We start from the raw sequence: 17,075 nt of genomic DNA, 5'->3' as shown, positions 1-17,075 counted from the left end.
TTAATTCATTCCTTTCATCATTCCATAGACTGGTAGAAGTATCATCAGATAGGTGACCAATATGACTATGGCAATTACGCCAAACAATATTGGCTGGACCATTCTCAATAACTTCTTCAATAATTGTTGTGTTTCTTCAAATTTTAATTGTGACATTAACAATAAATCTTGTGACAATTCTGACATGCCTCCGCCGAGTGAAATTATCATATCCAACTCCACTGGCAAAAGTTTTTCTTGCTTGATATATTCTCGAATTGATTTTCCTTTGTTCAAATCTTGCAATATCATCGTTGCCAAAACATTCTGGATCGAGCCTGACTTAAACTTTTGATTCTGCAAACAAATCGTTCGTAATGATAAGCCATTTGAAAGTTGCATTCCCCATCATTGTAAAATGGAAAATTGATAAAAGCTTCGATAGCATTTACCAACTACAGGTAGTTTTATAAGTATCTGGGCTCGCTGATATTCTGTTTTCCTCCTCAAATGAAAAATGAATCCTGCTAATCCAAAAACTAGTGTTGCTACAACTATTGCAATAACTCGAACTATCAAATCCAGCATTGCCGTATCTCCACCACTACTAAATTGTGGCATTATGAAGGCTTTCATCCCGATGATCATCAAGATCAAGAATCCGAGTATAAATACTAGATAAGTCATTAATTCTTTCAACTTAGATTGCTGTTTGGCTTTAGCTTTTAAAATCGCTCCGCATTGAACAATGGTTCCTTGTAAGCCACCATTCATTTGCGATATCACTAATTGATTTTCTATTACCGGGGATAGTTTTAGATGTCTCAAAGCTTGGGTGATCATCAATCCTTGTTGCAAATCAGAATATATATTTTGAAATATATCCTGTGACTTGTCCAAATAGCTCATACACTTGATTGCTTGATTCAATGAGAATCCATTTTGGAGTAGTTTGCCGATCAGTAGCAAATAATCTGATTGTTGTTTGGTAGTAATTTTATTACCCGTGAATAAATTCTTGGAAAACTTCTCCATTAATGATTCCTTTTTCTTGCGCATTTGTTAACATATCACTCCAATGATTATCCGGTGTCCCATCTCTCAAGAAGTCATCTATCGCATGATTATTGAGAAAATCTGCGAATAACTGTAAACGTTCTTCAAATGGTATCAACCTCTGATAGGTTATCAAGTTAACAGCATTCTTGATTTCAAACTCTGAAATGCCAAATTGCAGCAATCTCTGAATTACCGAATACTTGGATTTGCCATGTATCGTTGTCATCACTGTATAACCACATAATGCTGCCTGAACCGCTTGTTGAGCAGTCTGTTTGTCACGTATCTCACCGATGATCAATACCTCAGGACGATGCCGCAAACTGGTCTTGATCAGTTCTTCATAACTCATCCCTGTATCTTGGTTAACTTGCAACTGTAAAAAGCTTTCTTCAACGATTTCGATGGGGTCTTCAATACACATAACTTTTTTGTAGCGACTCAGATGCCGACCTAACGAATACATTAATGAAGTTTTTCCTGAGCCCATCGGCCCCGAAAAAATCATCATCCCTTTTTGATTAGATACTGGAATCAGTTTATTCAGGACATCAACATCTGATTGCGAAACATTCTCTTGTGGATAAATCAGACGAATGACCATTGATTCTCGATCCAGGAAATCACCGACTGACGAGATCCTAATGTGAATCTCAGTGCCGTGATATACATAGGTAAAAGAACCTTTTTGTGCCCTTCGTCTCTCTGATATATCTAACCCACTATTGAACTTCAAGAAATTCATAACTGAAAATGTCTCATCGTAACTTAATTCGGCAACTACATAATCAGTCAAACTATTCTTAGCCTCAATCGTGTATATTTCCCTCTTCGGAAAAAAGTAGATATCGGAAATCCGATTGGCACATGCTTCAGTTAATAAATTTTGAACCATTGTTTCTGCTGTCATATTTTTCACTCCTTTCTTAAAATTACGCAAAAAAAGACCAGAAACTTTAAAAGTTTCTGGTCTTTTATTTATTCACGATTATTCGTCGTCATCGTCAGCTGCTGCTGTATAAACTTCTGAAACATCATCGTCGTCTTCTAGTTGATCGATCATGTGTTCAAATTGTTCTTGTTTGTCCTCTGGTACTGGTGTTGTATTTTGAGGAATCATTGTTAATTCAGAGTTAGCTAACTCATAACCTTTTTCAATTAATCCATCACGTACAGCTGCAAATTCTTTTGCATCTGTATAGATTTCATAAACATCATCTGATGTTTGTAGGTCATCTGCGCCAAGATCCATGATATCAAGCAATACTTGATCTTCGTCTTGTGTGTTCTTTGTACGATCTAGAACGATATATCCTTTACGATCGAACATGTAAGCAACAGAACCTGATGAACCCATGCTACCTCCGTTACGAGTAAACGCAACACGTACTGAAGAAGCTGTTCTGTTCTTGTTATCTGTTAATGCTTCAACTAAAACTGCAACTCCACCTGGAGCATAGCCTTCATATGTAACTTCGTCGTAGTGTTCTTCACTACCACCTTCGGCTTTATCTAAGGCACGTTTGATGTTGTCCTTAGGCATGTTAGCTGCACGAGCTTTATCTACAATTAAACGAAGGGCAGCATTACTGTCTGGATCGGCACCACCCGATTTTGCCGCCATGAATAGTTCACGTGATAATTTTTGGAAAATCTTTCCACGCTTAGAATCTTGGGCATTTTTTCTACCCTGGATGTTATGCCATTTTGAATGTCCTGACATTTCTGCTTCCTTCTTTCACTTTTATTAGTAAACCGCCTAATATAATATCAAATATAGGCTGTTATATCAATACTCCATTGAGAATGGATGTCGCTTTTTATTATGTTTTTTTATCAAGAAAACCACTAAAACAGTTATTAATATTGCAACTAAAGCTCCAAAGCTGTCGAGTATGACGTCGGCAACTAACGGAGAACGCCCACCTGTCAATCCTTGATGGAATTCATCGAAGGCTGCCAGACCAGTTGCTGCCATCCATGGAACAAATATTTTCAAAAAATTATTCTTATAAAAGTATGGTGTATAAAGCCAAGCATAAAAATAATCCTAATAGAAAATAAGTCCCAAAGTGTGCACCTTTACGAATAAAGAATTCGACAAAATTGTAATATCCATCATTTTTTATCGACTGAAATTTTCCACCATAGTTAAAACCTATTTGATTGAAAAATCCCAACATTGGTTTACTAGAACCTAAATGTCTTTCCAAAAAAGGTACTGAAGTTTGTTGCTTGTAAGTCATGGATGAACTGATAAATAATACCAATTCAATGGCCGCAACTACTATCCAGTACCATTTTTCTTTTTGCTTAAGAGATTTATTCATCCTCTTGCTCCCATTTGATTTCGGAATTGAGTTTCTTAGCTTCCTTAAAGTAAGTTGAGTAATACGATGATTGAATTGCCCAGTAATATACGAAAACTGAGACAACTAAAATTATAACAAAGTCGAGTGGATATCTGATAATTCCTAATCCACCAAAGTCGGTACTACCTAACCAGGATATTATAGATAAGAATATCAAATGACAAACGATCCATAAACTTGCATACATCTTTGGCTTCAATTCTTTGAATCCACGACGATAGTCAAAGACTACATAGATAGGAAGACCAATGATAATAATTGCAATAACTTCTACAGTTGTTGGGAACATTGCCCAATAAATTGCCAAACTGATCAATGAGAAAGCTAATGGTGCTAAAATCTGCATCCCTCTGACACGAGTTGGACGTTTGAAATTAGGTGCCATTTTTCTCAAGCTACCAGCAACAACTGGTCCTGTAAGAAGTGAGATCAATGTTGTAGCTGAAACAACACGAGAAAGTAAGGTCCAGTTCTTGAACATCAAAATCATGATGAAACTAACGATAAAATCAATCAACAAGGCAATTCTTGGTGATGCGTATGGATTGTTGGTGTTGGATAAAAACTTCGGCATATGACGATTTTTTGGCATTGAGGCCAATGATTTACTTGCTGAAGCGGAGAATGCTAGTCCACTACCAAATGGAGAAACAAAAGCTGTGAAGTAAATCAAAGTTGAAAGCCAATATAAATTCAGCATAATTGCTAAATCAGCATATGGTGAGTTGAAATTAAGGTGACTCCAACCTGCTGCTACAAGTGAATGTGGCAATGAGCCAATGAAGACAACCTGTAATGAAATATAAATTACAGCACTGATAAATAGTGAAATGACGATCCCACGGCGAATATTGATATGTGGTTTCTTGATATCATTACCTAAATTGATAACCGTCTGGAATGCGACATAAGAGAAAATAATACCGGCACTACTGATAGCTAAGAATATTGATGAAGTACCATTTGGCATAAACTCATGCATGTTACTTCCCATATTTCCAAAATCAAAATGAGCACTGATCAGCGCAATCATAGTGATAATTGGCACGAAAATTTTGAAAATTGAAACAAGATTGTTGAATCTAGCCATAATCGTAACTGACCAGAAATTGATAAACATGAAAACCAGCAACATAATGGTTGCTGCAAAAATACCTCTTACTGAAAGTTGATCTCCATTCATTAAACTTCCAGTCCATTTTGCCCATTCCCAAGGCCACGAACTCATATATTGAACAGAAGCAACTGATTCGATCGGCATGATTGCCAATAGTGATAACCAATTTGCCCAAGACGAAATATGACCTAGAAGGGAACCGTGAGTATACATAGCAAATCTACTCATCGCCCCATCCTCAGGGAACATCGTTCCGATTTCAACATAAACTATTGCGATAATAAATACTAAGATGGCACCGATGGTCCAAGATAAGATGGCTGCTGGTCCTGCAACTTTTGCTGCTTGTGCAGAACCGAACATCCAACCTGATCCAATGATGGCACTCAAGCCAAACATGACCGTAGAAAATAATCCTAACTTCTTTTTATTCAAGTTTCCAGACCTTCCCAAATCCATTTATTAAATCAAAAAGGAGCCTCTTCCTCAAGAGACTCCTGACTATTAAAAAAATCTTTCTAATAGATTACCTAATCCCATAAGTAATATTACTCATATATTATATAACTTTGTTAGCGTTATCACAAAAAGAGTTGAAAAAAATTTATACTTTTTTGGCACAAAAAAAGATGACACTTTCCGTAGGTGTCATCTTTTTATACACAATATGTAGGTTTTTAAAAAAATAGTCACAATTACAGATTATCGCTAAGTTCAAATCTTCATATCACTAACCTTCTAATCTATTATGTCGTTTCTTTTTCTCATGATATTCTTTCTAAATCTTTACAAAGTGATGAGTTCTCTTCATCTGGGTCAATATTTTCGGTTTCACCGGCATTTTTTGTATATGCCATATAATTATAAGATTGTCGAACACGCTTAAAAGTTAGTTTGGGAAATGGCCCATAAAAGAGAGTACCAAACAGCGGAAACATGAAGATCCAATACATATAAGGTATGGGAATGAACACTATGTAAGTAAAGCCATAACAAAACACCATTAGTAGTATATTTACCATAAAAGCATTTGTTTTTATTTTGATTCGATGTGTGTTTGGAAACTTATTGATCATAGGAATCTTGTGCGCCTGATACAGTTCAGACAAACGTATAATCGCAAATGAAAGAATAATGCCAACTAGAATTGCTCCCCAAATGCCAAAAAAGTATGAGAACGCATTCTCTAACATTACGTTTAAATCAGTGAAATAACCCAGAGCAATAATAATTGCTAAACCTATTACAGCAATTCCAGATATGCTTGTAGGCTTTTCTTGTCGAAGTTTATCAACAAGTACTGGACTCACTTCTTTCAACACCCGCGTGTTTACTGGAAGAAGAAAGTTGTAAAAGCCGTATCTTGGTGAAAAGTTGTTTACAATAAAACATCGACCATCCTGTAACTCAATTAAATAATTTGGACCGTTATTTTTCATAGGATATGCCTTTAAAGGCGACCATTTATCAGATTCCACTCAATGTACCTCTCACCATGTTTATTCAACAGCCGCTTAACTTCTGAATTTCATTAGAAGTAGTGTCATCCAGTGGCTATAATTATTTATTTCAAAAAATAAATATATCAATAATTTATTGCATGCACAACTCTGCCATATTTAATAACTGCAGCTTTAACCAACTCACGCGGTATAAATTTAAGCACAAAAAAAGATGACACTTTCCGTATATGTCATCTTTTTGTTCTTTTGAGGAAGAACTATTTTAAAGAATAATTATTCAACGGTAACACTCTTAGCGAGATTACGAGGTTGATCAACGTTGTTTCCACGAGCCAAACTTGCATAGTATGCAATCAATTGTGCAGGAACAACACTGACGATAGGTGAAATCATTTCGTTGATTTCAGGGATGATAACTTGGTCACCCTTTTCAGCATATTGCTTGCTTGCAATAACTAATACGTGGGCTCCACGAGCAGCAACTTCTTGGATGTTACCACGTGTATGAGCCGCACCGACACCATCATTGATATATGCGAAGACTGGAGTGTCTTTTTCGATCAATGAGATAGTACCGTGTTTCAATTCACCGGCAGCAAATCCTTCTGAGTGAATGTATGAAATCTCTTTGAGTTTCAAGGCAGCTTCTAGTGAAAGTGCGAAGTCGATACCACGTCCAATATAGAAGGCATCATTCTTACCTTTGAGGTAGTCATCAGCAATCTTCTTGAATTTATCTTTTTCATCAACGATTGTTTGGATAGCGTTAGCAGCAAGTGCCAATTGTCCTTGTAGATCAAGATCTTGAGCAGCTTTGACACCTTTCAATTCACCCATAGCTTTAGCAAGTACAGCTTCAACGGCGATGTTTGCTGTGTAAGCCTTTGTAGAAGCAACGGCGATTTCTGGTCCAGCTAATAGTTCCATTGTGTATGTAGCTTCACGTGACAATGTTGAGTTAGGAACATTTGTCATAGTCAAACTGTGGAAACCAAGTTCATTTACTTTAACAAGAACTTGTCTACTATCAGCAGTTTCACCACTTTGTGATAGGAAGATAAAGAATGGTTTCTTTGAAAGTTTTGGCATATGGTAACCAAATTCACTAGCTAATTCAACGTCAACAGGAACGTCAGCTAAGTTTTCAAAGATATCTTTACCAACTAAGGCAGCATGGTAACTTGTACCTGCAGCAACGATATATAGACGATCAGCATCAGCAACGTCTTTCAACATCTTTTGATCAACGTTGATCTTCTTGCCGTCAAAGTAATGTGATGAAATCTTTCTCATAACAGCTGGTTGTTCATCAATTTCCTTCAACATGAATGTGTCGTATGTACCCTTTGAAATATCACTGGCATCAAGTTCAACTCTGTATGAATCACGAGTAACTTTCTTACCATCAAGTGTACTGATATTAACGCTATCTTTCTTCAAGATAACAACTTCACCATCATGAATCTCAACGAAATCATGTGTGCTGTCTAGCATAGCAAAGGCATCTGAACAAATTACGTTAAATCCTTTTCCTAAACCAATAAGTAAAGGACTCTTGTTCTTAGCAACCAAGATACGATCTGGTTCTTCTTTGTCGATCATAGCAAAGGCATATGAACCTTCGATAAGTGAAAGTGCTTTTCTGAAGGCAGCTTCTGTTTCCATACCTTCTTTAACAGCAAAGTAGTCGATCAATTGAACGGCAACTTCTGTATCTGTTTGACTGACAAATTTAAAGTCACTTAAATATTTTGCTTTAAGTTCAGCATAGTTTGTAATAACACCATTGTGAACAAGATAGAAGCGGTTATCTTCTGAATAGTGAGGATGGGCATTAGCAACTGATGGTTCACCATGAGTTGCCCAACGTGTGTGTCCAATACCAATGTCACCAAGAACGTCTTTTCCAACTTCTTTTTCAAGGTCACTGATTTTACCTGTTTCTTTTACAAGGAAGTCATTTCCTTTTTCATTATTTACATAAATTCCGGCTGAATCATAGCCACGATATTCTAGTTTTTCAAGTCCATTTAATAAGATGTTAGTTGTATTATCGTTACCAACTACTCCAACAATTCCGCACATAATTATAGATCTCCTATACTGGTATAGTTTATTCTTTAATATTGGTATAGGTCTGTTTACTGCCTATATCTTTTTAGAACAATTACAACTTTACTAATGTAACGGTATTATGTCAACTATTTATTAATATTTGTTAAAAAAATAACGAGAATGGTACATATGGTACAGACCGATATCGGTATTGGTATAAACCGAATAAAAAAAGAGATTGGCTTTTGCCAATCTCTTAATTAAACACCCATATCTTTTTTAACTACGTCTGCAATACGTTCTGTAAATGTGTTCACTTTTTCCTCAGTTGCAGCTTCGCACATTACACGTAATAATGATTCAGTTCCGCTAGGACGAACCAACACACGACCGTCTCCATCCATCTCTGCTTCTACTAATTTAATAGCATCTACGATGTCTTGATGGTCCTTCCAGTTGTTCTTGTCACTAACTGGAACATTGATCAATCTTTGTGGATAAATTTTCACTGGTTCGGCTAATTCTGATAAACTTTTTCCAGTTTCTTTCATAACATGAAGTAGATGGATACCTGTCAACATTCCATCACCAGTATTCATATATTCAAATAAAACAACGTGACCAGATTGTTCGCCACCAATGTTATAGTTATTTTCTCTGATTTCCTCAACAACATGACGGTCACCAACAGCTGTCTGAACATACTTCATATCGTTAGCTTCGATTGCTTTATATAATCCCATATTGCTCATAACTGTTGTAACAATAGTATCTTTCTTCAAACGGCCACCATCATGCATATATTTACCTAAGATGAACATGATCTTATCACCATCAATGATATTTCCATTTTCATCTACAGCAATACAGCGGTCACCATCACCGTCAAAAGCCAATCCGGCAATAGCATCTGAATCTTTGACCTTTGCTGCTAATTGCTCAGGATGTGTTGATCCAACGTGATCATTGATATTGATACCATCTGGATGTGAGGCCATGATGTCAAAGTCAGCATTTAGGTCGGCAAATAATGTACTTGCTAAACGACTTGTTGAACCATTTGCTGTATCCAAAACAATATTCATACCACTTAAATCATCAGAAATTGTTTGCTTCAAGAATTGAAGATATTTTTGAGCACCTTCAGGATAATCTGAAACACTACCTAATCCTTCAGCAGAAGGTCTTGGCAAAGTATCTTCTTTGGCATCTAAGAGTGCCTCAATTTCATCTTCAACATCATCTGGTAACTTATATCCGTCAGAACCGAAGAACTTGATACCATTATCTGAAGCTGGATTATGTGATGCAGAAATCATAATACCGGCATCTGCTGATACAGCTCTAACTAAATAGGCTACAGCTGGTGTTGTAACTACCTTCAAGTTCAAAACTTCGATACCTACTGATAAAAGTCCAGAAATCAAACTGTCTTGTAACATTTGTCCTGAAATTCGTGTGTCACGTGCAACTAACACACGTGGACGGCTATTTTCATTTTGAGAATGCTTAGTTAGTACATAACCACCAGCACGTCCCAATTTAAAAGCTAATTCGGGTTTAAGCTCTTTGTTAGCAATTCCCCTAACACCGTCTGTTCCAAAATATTTTGTCATAAATACACTACCCCCAACGTTTAATCTGCGTCGTTGTTTTCATCATTATTGTTATTTGTTGAATCTTCATTATCGTTATTATTATCACTTGATGTATTATTGCTTGAATTATTATTGTTAGAAGAACTTCCACTTCCACTAGAACCACGAACTGAAATAGAAACTATCACCATCTGTGGATCTGAAGAAGTTATCTGTCCTCTAAGTGCATCAGCAATATTAATATTACGCTTAGTTTCGTCAGTAATACCAGTTACGTCGACTGGAAGTTCGATCGAATTACCAATTTTATCCAGCTGACCTTGAGTACCATAAACTGTTACGGAATCAATGTCGCCATCAAAGGAGTAACTCATCCCTGATGGGGAGCTCCCCTTTTGGGTAAAATTTATGCTGACCTTCTTACTCGGTAAACTGATCGGTATCTTAACATGAACCGTCTGTGGCTCAAGTGTAACGTTCAGAGTCTTACCTTTTTTATCCAACGCTTGGACCAGAACTTCCTGATCAAACGTATTCTTTATACCTTTTGGCAAAATCGGTTTAACGACTAATTTATCGATTTTTTTAATATCAGCTGCTGATCCAGTAACACGAACAGTATCAGGAGAAACACTTGGCTTACTTGCCTCATATCCTGATGCTAGTGAACTCTTGCTGTACGAAACATTTACTGGAAATGACTTAGATTGTCGTTTCTGAATGTTTACATTCACGTACTTAGGCTTAATAGTATAAGTCAATTCAGAATTCAAACCATTCTGTTGGATCCTAACTTTGTGCTTACCTGGCAAATATTTTTTCAAGTCCAAATATAAACTAAAGTTTTGTGTGTTCTTTGTGGCAGTTACTAACGCCGAAGGTCCCTCAATCGTAATTTTTACGGTAGATGGATAGCCAGTAATATAGTAACTATCAGTATTGGCTTGAATGGTCAACGGAACAGTCATGGTTGCCTTAGTTGTTGCAGTCGATTGACTTGATTGATTTGAATCTCTAGTTGAGCCCACGCCGGGGGAACTTACACTTATGAAAAGCCAAAGAGCGGCACAAAGTGAAATAAAGGCATAGAAATAGTTACTATTTACTATCTTCTTCATCATTCTTATGCTTCCCCCTCTTCTTCCGGTTTCTCAAAGTAATCATGTCTAAAATAGAACGATTATTGTCCTCGGTAGATTCTGAAAGTTGAGCCTTCAAGTATTTCAAATAGTCCTCACGAGATAAGTCCAGCATCATGTGACCATTCTTGGTTATCATGACACCACCTGTTTCCTCTGAAACTACGATAGTAATTGAATCAGTAACCTCACTGATACCAACTGCAGCTCTATGTCTAGTACCCAGTTCCTTTGGAATCGTATTACTCTCTGATAGTGGCAGATAAGCTGCCGCTACAGCAATGCGATTTTTTCGAATAATTACTGCCCCATCATGCAGGGGCGTATTCGGAATGAAAATATTAATTAATAATGCACCAGTTACTTCAGCATCCAAATCAATACCAGTTTCGACATATTCTTCAAGACCAGTATTCATTTCTAAAGTGATCAGGGCACCAATTCTACGCTTACTCATATACTGAATAGCTTGGTCAAGACTTTCAATCAAGTGATTCTTAGTCTTACCTTCCTCGTTACTATTAGTACTGAAAAATGGCATTCGACCTAAATGCTCCAAGCCACGTCTAATTTCTGGCTGGAAAATAACTACGATAATAATTACTCCCCAGTTGATAAGTTGATCCATCAAGAACGAGACAGTATGCAGGTTCAATGCCCAACTGATTATTTTAATTAGAAAGATGACAACGATACCTTTTAGTAACTGAACCGCCTTAGTCCCACGGATCATCGAAAGTACCTTATATAGAACATACCAAACTACCAAAATGTCAGCTAAATTCGCAAGGTTTTGCAATGTAAAAATATTGCTTGGTATAAAATTCATAATTTTTACCCCTCTTAGCTCGAAATCAATTATAGCAAACAATTAGTATTATAAAAGCCTATTTAAAGGTCTATATAATCTTATTGTATATCGAAATTAATAACTTCTTCACTATAATTGATATTTTTCCGAAGATTATTGGCAGTCACACGACTAATTTTACCTTGCTCCAATAGATCCTGAACATAGGCTCTTTGATAGCTTAGAGCATTGACTTCGAGATTGATTCTCTCAACATTGAATTTCTCAGAATGGTTACGACGTTTACCCTGTAGTAATTCCAATCTTTCTTCATAATGTCTTTGGAAAACATATAACAGATTGTCATATGCCATCTCGCCATCATTTTCTTCTAGCTCACGGAGTTTTTCGAGAGCACGTTTTGCTCCAGCAACAGAAGCAATTACAGCTTCGTGGTTATATTGAATAACTTCTTCCTGTTTGACAAATGGTAGATGAATAAATCGTGTTAACTCACGAATCGTTCTACGGAAGTAAGCAATAAAGAACTCAGTTGTTTGATTGTATCTTTTCTTGACTAGTCCTTTTTTATACTTTTCAATTTTCTTAACGGCCGTATCATAACCATCTTCAGAAATTTTCTTGTTGTCATAAAGCTCTTCGACTGCTTCTAATTCACAATTGAAACAAACATCCCATAACTCAGCATCTTTTTTACCTTTGATACGCTTCTTGCTGATTGGATCTGGTCCATTAGACTTTAGTTGTAGATTATGCAAATTAAATACATATTCAGCAATGACTGTTGTATAAACCATATCTCTGTTATCAAGATTTTCAGCACGTAACTTACTGATGGTTTTTTCCAAGACAACTTTATTTGCTTCATTAGGAGTTAATTCAGTTTTAGTCGAAACGACTTCTGTATCATCAGCTTCATCATCTATATCAAGATCTTCATCGGTATTTATTGAGTTACCACGATATGTGATTGGTGCACTACTCTTGGTAATCAACGGAATCAAAATTGTTGCTCCAAGTAAACTGTAAATAATTACAGCACTAGCAATAAATAGTAACAAAGTTCTGGCTGGGAAAGCGGCACCGCTATTTGTAACGAATGGCAATGACAATACACCGACCATGGTAACCGCACCACGAACTCCAGAAATACCAGACATTAAACTGTAATAAAATCTAGTACCAGAAAAAAGATTGAAGTTAGTTCTATCTGATCTTTCAAAGAAAGTTGAATAGAAATAACTCCAGATGAATCTAATGACTACTAAAGCGACCCAAATAACGAAAGCAAAACCAAGCGCCTTGAAAGTATTCATGTTATCGTTATGGATCAATTCTTCCATCGCGAAAGGAATCTCGATACCTAAAAGAACGAACACAAATCCATTCAAAAGGTAAACTAGCATGTCCCAAGTACGTGAAGAAACCAGTCTGATTTCTGGACTGAATGCACCAGTTGTTCTGCTAGACGAAATATTCAAAATACCAGCAATAACAACAGCTACAACACCTGATACATGTAATAGATCTTCGGCAATATAGTAGATAATAAATGGAATCAAAATTTGAATAATAGCATGAAGAATCGAATCATCAACACCTTGGTTGATCAAATAAAGTCTTACACCATTGAATATCCAAATCATAACAGCTCCGGCAAGTGCACCAACGATTGCTATATAGAAGAAGTCTAGAGTTGCACTACGAAGCGAAAATACCCCTGTTACAGTGGCAGCAACAGCATATTTGAAGCAAATCAAACCAGATGCATCGTTGATCAAACTTTCACCACTGATCAGATGCATTAATTTATCAGGTAATTTAGCCTTTTTAGCGATTGATTGAACGGCAATCGGATCAGTTGGAGATAGAACAGCAACTAATGTGAATGCGGTAGCCCAAGGCAAACTTGGGACCAACCATTTCACTAATGCTCCACCAACGACCGTCGAAACGATTACCAAAATAATCGCATTACCCATAATTGGACCCTTTAATTTCCACAATTCTTTCTTGGGAAATCTGTTCCCATCATTAAAAAGAATCGGTGCAATAAACACTAATAAAAACCATTCTGTATTGACCATAATTTTTACATTAAGAGTCATTGCTGCAATAACGCCCGCAACAATTTGAATCAGACTGGCTGGTATAGAAACGAAATAGTGGCTAATTATGTTGGCCACGATCAACAATGAAATAATCAGAATGATTGTTTCAACTATTTGCACTGACTTCACCCACCTTTGTATCATCGCCTATGATCCGTACTTCGGTTTGTAGATCGATGTCGAAATCTTTTTTTATTGTTTTTTGGATCAGATGTATCAAATCCATATAATCAGTTGCTGTTGCATGATTTATGTTAACGATAAATCCTGCGTGTTTCATTGAAACTTGTGCTCCACCGATAATGTGTCCCTGCAATCCTGCTTTGATGATCAGAGGACCTGTGAAGTGGCCTGTAGGACGTTTGAATACACTCCCGCAGCTTGGGTATTCAAGTGGTTGCTTCGAACGTCTCAAAGCGTTTAAGCGGTCCATTTCGTCTTGAATCTGTTCTTTGTCACCTGGTTTTAGTTGGAAAGTTCCAGAAATGACGATTCCACCATTCTCTTGAATGACACTGTGACGATATGAAAAGTCCATTTGTTCATGAGTAAATGTACGAATTTTTCCGTCTGGTAACAATACTTCTGCAGATAGAAAAGCGTTCGTGATTTCACCACCGTATGCACCGGCGTTCATGAATACAGCCCCACCTACACTTCCAGGGATACCGGCAGCAAATTCTATACCAGTCAACCCAGCTTTTTGTGCAGCTATGGTCGTATCAATAATAGTTGCTCCAGCCTCAGCTGTCACTTGATTACCATTGACTTCTATCTTATTGAAGTTTGGCAAAATTATTACAACGCCTCGAATGCCACCATCTTTGATAATTAGGTTGCTAGCATTACCAATAATAGTGATTTTTACATTATTTTCTCGAGCAGTATTTACTATTTGAACTAATTCTTCACGAGTCTTAGGAAATGCCAAGGTGTCGGCGTTTCCTCCAGTTTTAGTGAAAGTATATTTACTTAATGGTTCATCATTTTTGAATTCAATATTAGGTAATTTATCTGTTGGAAAGTTCAAGTTACATCATCCTTTTTGTGTACATAAGCTATTACTAATTTTATCATAGACTATGTAACATAACGAATAATCGAGCATACTAGAATGCTATAATTGGTCGGAGGCTATTATGAAACTCATTTCGTGGAACGTAAACGGACTTAGAGCCGTTGTAAAAAAAGATTTTAAACAAATATTTGATGATTTGGATGCTGATATTTTTAGTATCCAAGAAACCAAATTACAAGAGGGACAAATTGATCTAGAACTAGAAGGTTACCATCAATACTTCAACTACGCTGACCGTAAAGGTTACTCAGGTACAGCAGTATTTTCAAAAACTGAACCCATCAAAGTAACTTACAACCTAGGTGTCGACGAATTAGATCACGAAGGTCGCACAATAACGCTAGAGTATCCTGATTTCTATTTGGTCAATAGTTATACACCCAATTCTCAGCAAAAATTAAAACGACTCGATTTCAGAATGAGTTATGACGACGCAATGAGAAAACATTTAAAATCACTCTCAGAAAAGAAACCTGTCCTACTATGTGGGGATTTAAATGTTGCTCACGAAGAAATAGATATCAAGAATGATAAAACTAACCATCAAAATCCTGGCTTTTCTGATCAAGAAAGAGCAAAATTTGGAGAACTATTAGATGCCGGATTCGTCGATAGCTTTAGATACTTACATCCTGATGAAGTTAAATATTCTTGGTGGAGTTATAGATTTAATGCACGTAAGAATAACGCTGGATGGAGAATCGACTACTTTGTCGTATCCGATAATGGCAAGTCAATGATCAAGAACGCTGATATTCTAAACGATGTCTTTGGTTCTGATCACTGTCCTGTTGAAATAGATTTAAATACAGAAGGTGAATAATATGAATTTCGTATCAATGGATTTCGAGACTGCCAATGGCCACCGGACCAGTGCCTGCTCATTAGCTTTAGTACTTGTTCGAGATAGTAAAATCGTGGACAGTTTTTATACTTTGATCAATCCTCAAGAAAATTTCAGTCCACGTAATATCCAAATCCATCACATCACGCCACGTGATGTCCAAGATGCACCAACATTTGACCTTGTATGGCCACATATCGAAACACTTTTTGACAGCTCACATCTTGTGGCTGCACATAATGCCAGTTTCGATAACAACGTTTTAAAAAGCACATTAAGTAATTACGGAATTTATCCTCCAAAATTCTTAACTATCGATACCGTTCGGACTAGTCGCAAGTTCTATCCGGAAATGCCTAATCACAAATTAGATACAGTTTCTAGAAGTCTGGATATTCAACTAAAGCATCATCACAATGCACTCGCCGATAGTATTGCCTGTGCTGAAATACTTCTCAAAACTGAACAACAATTTGGTAGCGAGCAACTAAAAAAGATGGTCAAGCTAACTAGCTAGACCATCTTTTCCATTATTTGAGTCTTTTTACTACGTGACCTAGTAGTGAATCCATACTTTTTATAAAGTTGGATCGCTGCTGGGTTATTTTTATACACTTCTAAAGTAACTTTTTTTATTGGTGCCGATTTCGACCATTCTAACATTTCCTCCGTTAGATATGAGCCAATACCCTGATGCCAAAAGTCTTTATCAACTACGATTCCAAATTCAGAACTCGCCTTGTCGATTTTTTCTAAACGACTGAATCCGATTATCTGATTCTCAAATATAGCTATCATCAATTCATCCAACTCTGATTCGTATATTTCATCTAAAGACTCACGTTCTTGTTCAACAGATAAATTTTTAATTGAATCATGCTCGATAAAATCACTCTGATCACTAACTCTATTCAAAAAATCGATCAACATTTCTGAATCGTCAGGAATAGCTTCACGAATAGTCAATTGGTCACTCATACAATGCCTCCAAAATCACGAGATGAATATTTATCACCGTGTAACTTAATAGTGATATCTCTATCATCTTCACCAGCGCGCTTTATATTGACAGAAATGTGATCCTCAGGAACCTCATCTTTAATAAACTGAGGCCATTCGACCACGGTCACACCATTACCATGAAAATATTCATCGAAACCTAAATCTTCATCCGGATTATTTTCCAAACGATAAGCGTCCATATGATAAAGTGGTAGTTTTCCATCTTGATACTCGCGTATCAGGGTAAAAGTTGGACTCTTGACGTTTTTCTTGATTCCCAGACCACGAGCCAAGCCACGTGTGAATGTAGTCTTACCGACTCCTAAATCGCCGTTTAATAAGATTACATCACCTGGCTGGATCAGTGTTGAGAATTTGTTTCCAAAATCTTCAGTTTCAGAATAAGAATGTGTTGTTAAATGATATTCGAGCATGTTCGACCTCAAA

General features: G+C 36.7%; 16 protein-coding genes and 1 pseudogene. 2 read left to right on the top strand and 15 right to left on the bottom strand.

Annotated features, from left to right (window positions below; genetic code table 11):
• The 13 genes and pseudogenes from EKM63_RS11420 to murB form a co-directional block, all read right to left on the bottom strand.
• A complete protein-coding gene (locus EKM63_RS11420; RefSeq protein ID WP_225418251.1) occupies positions 1-381 on the bottom strand; it encodes a type II secretion system F family protein in 381 nt (126 codons plus the stop codon).
• 6 nt (positions 382-387) lie between these two features.
• Positions 388-1,014, bottom strand: coding sequence for a type II secretion system F family protein (locus EKM63_RS11415; protein WP_225418250.1), 627 nt, complete (start codon positions 1,012-1,014; stop codon positions 388-390).
• Entirely contained in the window at positions 980-1,948 is a 969-nt protein-coding gene (gene comGA / locus EKM63_RS04010) for a competence type IV pilus ATPase ComGA (protein WP_125703953.1), read from the bottom strand. The genes EKM63_RS11415 and comGA overlap by 35 nt, the downstream gene beginning before the upstream one ends.
• Before the next feature lie 78 nt (positions 1,949-2,026).
• Complete coding sequence (locus EKM63_RS04005) at positions 2,027-2,761, bottom strand: YebC/PmpR family DNA-binding transcriptional regulator (protein ID WP_125703951.1); 735 nt, start codon at positions 2,759-2,761, stop codon at positions 2,027-2,029.
• Between the two features lie 66 nt (positions 2,762-2,827).
• A pseudogene (locus EKM63_RS04000) lies at positions 2,828-3,368 on the bottom strand (VanZ family protein).
• Entirely contained in the window at positions 3,361-4,962 is a 1,602-nt protein-coding gene (locus EKM63_RS03995; RefSeq protein ID WP_318530629.1) for an APC family permease, read from the bottom strand. The pseudogene EKM63_RS04000 and the gene EKM63_RS03995 overlap by 8 nt, the downstream one beginning before the upstream one ends.
• A gap of 329 nt (positions 4,963-5,291) precedes the next feature.
• Complete coding sequence (locus EKM63_RS03990; protein WP_125703947.1) at positions 5,292-6,005, bottom strand: hypothetical protein; 714 nt, start codon at positions 6,003-6,005, stop codon at positions 5,292-5,294.
• A 258-nt stretch (positions 6,006-6,263) separates the two neighbouring features.
• Complete coding sequence (gene glmS, locus EKM63_RS03985; protein WP_125703946.1) at positions 6,264-8,075, bottom strand: glutamine--fructose-6-phosphate transaminase (isomerizing); 1,812 nt, start codon at positions 8,073-8,075, stop codon at positions 6,264-6,266.
• 230 nt (positions 8,076-8,305) lie between these two features.
• Positions 8,306-9,661 (bottom strand): phosphoglucosamine mutase, encoded by a 1,356-nt coding sequence (glmM, locus tag EKM63_RS03980; protein WP_125703944.1) that lies wholly within the window; start codon positions 9,659-9,661, stop codon positions 8,306-8,308.
• Positions 9,662-9,681: 20 nt separating this feature from the next.
• Positions 9,682-10,764, bottom strand: a complete 1,083-nt coding sequence (locus EKM63_RS03975; RefSeq protein WP_125703942.1) for a CdaR family protein — start codon at positions 10,762-10,764, stop codon at positions 9,682-9,684.
• The gene (gene cdaA, locus EKM63_RS03970) at positions 10,742-11,611 is read right to left on the bottom strand and encodes a diadenylate cyclase CdaA (protein WP_125703940.1); all 870 of its coding nucleotides are present in this window, start codon (positions 11,609-11,611) and stop codon (positions 10,742-10,744) included. Before cdaA ends, EKM63_RS03975 begins: the two co-directional genes overlap by 23 nt.
• A gap of 80 nt (positions 11,612-11,691) precedes the next feature.
• Positions 11,692-13,824, bottom strand: a complete 2,133-nt coding sequence (locus EKM63_RS03965) for a cation:proton antiporter (RefSeq protein ID WP_125703938.1) — start codon at positions 13,822-13,824, stop codon at positions 11,692-11,694.
• Positions 13,811-14,734, bottom strand: coding sequence for a UDP-N-acetylmuramate dehydrogenase (murB, locus tag EKM63_RS03960; RefSeq protein WP_125703935.1), 924 nt, complete (start codon positions 14,732-14,734; stop codon positions 13,811-13,813). The genes EKM63_RS03965 and murB overlap by 14 nt, the downstream gene beginning before the upstream one ends.
• A gap of 109 nt (positions 14,735-14,843) precedes the next feature.
• On the opposite strand from murB, the gene EKM63_RS03955 reads away from it, so the two are divergent.
• Together EKM63_RS03955 and EKM63_RS03950 are read left to right on the top strand one after the other, a co-directional pair.
• Positions 14,844-15,605, top strand: coding sequence for an exodeoxyribonuclease III (locus EKM63_RS03955; protein WP_125703933.1), 762 nt, complete (start codon positions 14,844-14,846; stop codon positions 15,603-15,605).
• Between the two features lies 1 nt (position 15,606).
• Entirely contained in the window at positions 15,607-16,143 is a 537-nt protein-coding gene (locus EKM63_RS03950; RefSeq protein WP_125703931.1) for a 3'-5' exonuclease, read from the top strand.
• Here EKM63_RS03950 and EKM63_RS03945 read toward each other — a convergent pair.
• Positions 16,140-16,604 carry a GNAT family N-acetyltransferase gene (locus EKM63_RS03945; protein ID WP_125703929.1) on the bottom strand — a complete coding sequence of 155 codons (465 nt, stop codon included), beginning with the start codon at positions 16,602-16,604 and terminating at the stop codon, positions 16,140-16,142. The two genes, EKM63_RS03950 and EKM63_RS03945, sit on opposite strands and share 4 nt — an antisense overlap.
• A complete protein-coding gene (gene tsaE, locus EKM63_RS03940) occupies positions 16,601-17,062 on the bottom strand; it encodes a tRNA (adenosine(37)-N6)-threonylcarbamoyltransferase complex ATPase subunit type 1 TsaE (protein WP_125703927.1) in 462 nt (153 codons plus the stop codon). The genes EKM63_RS03945 and tsaE overlap by 4 nt, the downstream gene beginning before the upstream one ends.
• Between the last annotated feature and the right edge of the window lie 13 nt (positions 17,063-17,075).

Origin of the sequence: Companilactobacillus mishanensis, from assembly GCF_003946505.1 — a bacterium.
In the GTDB taxonomy this organism is placed as follows: domain Bacteria; phylum Bacillota; class Bacilli; order Lactobacillales; family Lactobacillaceae; genus Companilactobacillus; species Companilactobacillus mishanensis.
Note: the sequence above shows the minus strand (reverse complement) of the source record. Positions and strands in the feature narration are given on the sequence as shown.

What these genes read in the sequence shown, in the direction of transcription:
- EKM63_RS11420 (WP_225418251.1), bottom strand. Translation starts at nt 381, where the DNA reads ATGCAACTTTCAAATGGCTTATCATTACGAACGATTTGTTTGCAGAAT.
- EKM63_RS11415 (WP_225418250.1), bottom strand. Translation starts at nt 1,014, where the DNA reads ATGGAGAAGTTTTCCAAGAATTTATTCACGGGTAATAAAATTACTACC.
- comGA (WP_125703953.1), bottom strand. Translation starts at nt 1,948, where the DNA reads ATGACAGCAGAAACAATGGTTCAAAATTTATTAACTGAAGCATGTGCC.
- EKM63_RS04005 (WP_125703951.1), bottom strand. Translation starts at nt 2,761, where the DNA reads ATGTCAGGACATTCAAAATGGCATAACATCCAGGGTAGAAAAAATGCC.
- glmS (WP_125703946.1), bottom strand. Translation starts at nt 8,075, where the DNA reads ATGTGCGGAATTGTTGGAGTAGTTGGTAACGATAATACAACTAACATC.
- glmM (WP_125703944.1), bottom strand. Translation starts at nt 9,661, where the DNA reads ATGACAAAATATTTTGGAACAGACGGTGTTAGGGGAATTGCTAACAAA.
- EKM63_RS03975 (WP_125703942.1), bottom strand. Translation starts at nt 10,764, where the DNA reads ATGATGAAGAAGATAGTAAATAGTAACTATTTCTATGCCTTTATTTCA.
- cdaA (WP_125703940.1), bottom strand. Translation starts at nt 11,611, where the DNA reads ATGAATTTTATACCAAGCAATATTTTTACATTGCAAAACCTTGCGAAT.
- EKM63_RS03955 (WP_125703933.1), top strand. Translation starts at nt 14,844, where the DNA reads ATGAAACTCATTTCGTGGAACGTAAACGGACTTAGAGCCGTTGTAAAA.
- EKM63_RS03950 (WP_125703931.1), top strand. Translation starts at nt 15,607, where the DNA reads ATGAATTTCGTATCAATGGATTTCGAGACTGCCAATGGCCACCGGACC.
- EKM63_RS03945 (WP_125703929.1), bottom strand. Translation starts at nt 16,604, where the DNA reads ATGAGTGACCAATTGACTATTCGTGAAGCTATTCCTGACGATTCAGAA.
- tsaE (WP_125703927.1), bottom strand. Translation starts at nt 17,062, where the DNA reads ATGCTCGAATATCATTTAACAACACATTCTTATTCTGAAACTGAAGAT.